This window comes from Vibrio sp. 10N.261.52.A1 (genome assembly GCF_002876325.1).
Classification (GTDB): domain Bacteria; phylum Pseudomonadota; class Gammaproteobacteria; order Enterobacterales; family Vibrionaceae; genus Vibrio; species Vibrio chagasii.
The window spans coordinates 1-2,724 of the sequence record NZ_MCYD01001033.1 but is presented as its reverse complement, the minus strand read 5'-3'; the positions used below and the strand labels follow the sequence as shown (position 1 = coordinate 2,724).

The 2,724-nt window shown below is 40.9% G+C and carries 4 protein-coding genes; all 4 read left to right on the top strand.

The window, feature by feature from the left end:
• Nucleotides 1-391 (top strand): LysE family transporter (locus BCT81_RS22375; RefSeq protein ID WP_157938885.1); only part of this gene is annotated, 391 nt, incomplete at its 5' end.
• 126 nt (nucleotides 392-517) lie between these two features.
• A complete protein-coding gene (locus tag BCT81_RS22370; protein WP_102425892.1) occupies nucleotides 518-925 on the top strand; it encodes a DUF6010 family protein in 408 nt (135 codons plus the stop codon).
• 101 nt (nucleotides 926-1,026) lie between these two features.
• Nucleotides 1,027-1,629 carry a rhomboid family intramembrane serine protease gene (locus BCT81_RS22365; protein WP_102425891.1) on the top strand — a complete coding sequence of 201 codons (603 nt, stop codon included), beginning with the start codon at nucleotides 1,027-1,029 and terminating at the stop codon, nucleotides 1,627-1,629.
• A gap of 152 nt (nucleotides 1,630-1,781) precedes the next feature.
• Entirely contained in the window at nucleotides 1,782-2,519 is a 738-nt protein-coding gene (locus BCT81_RS22360; protein ID WP_102425890.1) for an SDR family oxidoreductase, read from the top strand.
• The last annotated feature ends 205 nt before the right edge of the window (nucleotides 2,520-2,724 follow it).

Here is a 2,724-nt window from a genome sequence, read left to right as displayed (position 1 = left end):
TGCTTACTTAGGTGTAAAAGCAATAATATCAGCATTCAAAAAAAGCAACGTACTCGAAAATACTACCGAGAATAGACCTAAAAGTTCTGCAAAAAAATTGTCATCTTGTTTTTTCGAAGGGTTATTAACGAATCTTCTAAACCCTAAAGTTTCTATTTTTTATCTAGCAGCATTTCCACAGTTCATTAACTTTGAATCAAATGCGATTGCATCCTCTTATATCTTGGTTAGTGTTCATGCTATGTTTGCAGCATTATGGTTTTCATCTATGGTATTTCTGATAGGAAAATCAACATCGTTTGCCAAGTCAGGTAGAATGTACAAGCTATTACAGTCAGCTAGCGGAGCAGTATTACTTTGGTTTAGTTACCGTGTGGCGACAGTCAAGTAATGTACTTATAACAAGCTGTTCAAGCAGGACTTTGTAACTGTTGGCTGGTTTCGCTTCGCTCACAATTTTGGTCAACTATTATAAGCCCTTTAACAGGGCGTTATGCGATTAGAGGAAGTTACAGCAATGGAAGTAATATTTTGGCTAGTTTTTGGTGTAATTACTAGTTCTGTGTTGATCAAGTTTGTGCACCATAAACCCTCGGAATCGCGTCTTAAAATCCTTGGCTATGCGTTGATAATTGCTGCTCTCATCTATGTACTTTTTGCAGTTCTAGCCTCAAACCTAGTTTGGATCGGCATCGAGTCTCTAGGTGTGTTGTTATACGGAGCTTCCTTTATTCTTTCCAAAAGTCGTAGCTCCAATTTGTTAGCAGTCGGGTGGTTACTTCATCCTGTTTGGGACGTTGGTCTCCACTTGTCAGGTTCGGGGAGCATTGTCGCTCCCGAGTGGTACGTAGTAATGTGTATTTCTTTTGATATTACAGTAGCTTGTTATTTGTTAGCTCAAGCGCGTGTTGGAAAGGTTGCATAACAAACAATCCAAGCTGATTCGCAACGCTTGGCGTTTTCGTTTCGCTCAAGTATAGCCAAGCGCCGCTCACATCTGAATGCGGCGTTAGCAAGGAGAAAAACGTGACACAAAGACATATACCCTACATAACACTAGTGTTGGTTTTCTCGACAGTAGTTATATCTCTAGGTGTGAATTTTCAAATATCTGGTTCGCTATTCGGAAAGATTAATATTACAGAGCTAGAGCCCTTTGGCGGCTTCACATACAAGCACATTTTAGACTTGGAACTATGGCGCCTAGTAATTTCTCAATTCATTCACGTGATGCAATTTCACATGATTTACAACGTTCTTTCACTGTTTGCTCTCGGCTACTTGCTTGAGCGAAAACTAGGTTCCAGCGTTTTTCTTGTAATATGGTTTATTTCGGGATCGATTGGCACATTTGCTAGTACATTTACGGTACCTGAACCATGGAATTTGGGGACCGGCGGTTCCCAAGCCATCTTAGGATTAGCTGCCGCGGGGCTCTTAATGTATTTAAAACGACAGGTTGAAGGGAAGTTAGCGTTGTGCGTTTTGATATTTACTATTGTTCCAGCATTTGCTCTAGATCTAATCTTCAGCGAGCACCATCTTCCAAAGGTTGGTCATGTGGTTAGTTTTAGCTTAGGTGTTATTCTTTTATATGGTTTTCAACAACGTGGTAAAACTTGCTACTAATTGGCGATTAAAATCGATTCACAATGCATGGCATTTTCACTATGGGTTTATTTAAGGCGTTAAGGTGGTATTCAGAAGGATCTATGTTGCGTTTTTCACCACTTAATGCAGCATGATTGGTCACTATACATATCTAGAAAAGGAGTTCAAACTTGAAAGTAGCTTTAGTAACTGGTGGTTCGAAAGGTATCGGACTAGGTCTTGTTCTACGCCTAGTAGAATTGGGTTATAGGGTTGTCACGTGCTCACGTTCTGAAGCAGGGTGGGGGAAAGTGCTTGCTATATATCCAGAATTAGACGCTGTGGATCATAGGGTTGTAGATATTGCTGACCAAGAGCAACTAGCGGGTCTATTCTCCTATATTGAATCCGAATATAAGAAACTAGATATTGCAGTAAATAACGCTTCTCCAGCGTTGGTTTCACGAGGTTATCTACATAAAGTTGACATCGAATTACTTAAAGAAACCCTCAATGTGGATTTCTTGTGTCAGGCTTTATGTCTGCGAGCAGAATTAAAGTTAATGGGGCCTGGCTCAAGCATAGTGAATTTAAGTTCGGTGAATGGCCTTAGACCAACGCCAAATGCATCAATGTACAGCGCGTCTAAACATGCTTTGGAAGGATTAACGCGCTCAGTTGCACTTGAGAGTATTGGATCTGGTATTCGAATTAATGCGGTAGCGCCAGGTGTAACATGGACCCCACGTTGGGAAGAGCGCCAACTGGAAAATGAAAATATCCGCTCGGAGGTATCTCAAGCCGTTCCCATGAAGCGGTTTGGTTGTACCAATGAGATAGTAGACGCAATAGAGTTTTTACTTTCAGACAAGGCTACTTATATAGTAGGGCACACATTGGTAGTAGACGGTGGTTTATCTTTGGCGTAAATGGCCGATAATCTGTTTAATATGATTCACAACATTTGGCGCTTTTCGACGCTTTGCGTGTAGTGTTGAAGGTGGTGTGGCTGAGTTCGATGACAACGTGCTCACTACCTTTGTTTACCGTTATTCAAAAATTTCGAGGGTATTGTTGACTATGTTTCCAAAGTTGAGACAGCCAGAAGGTAGTTTGTATTGTGGACCTTATTGT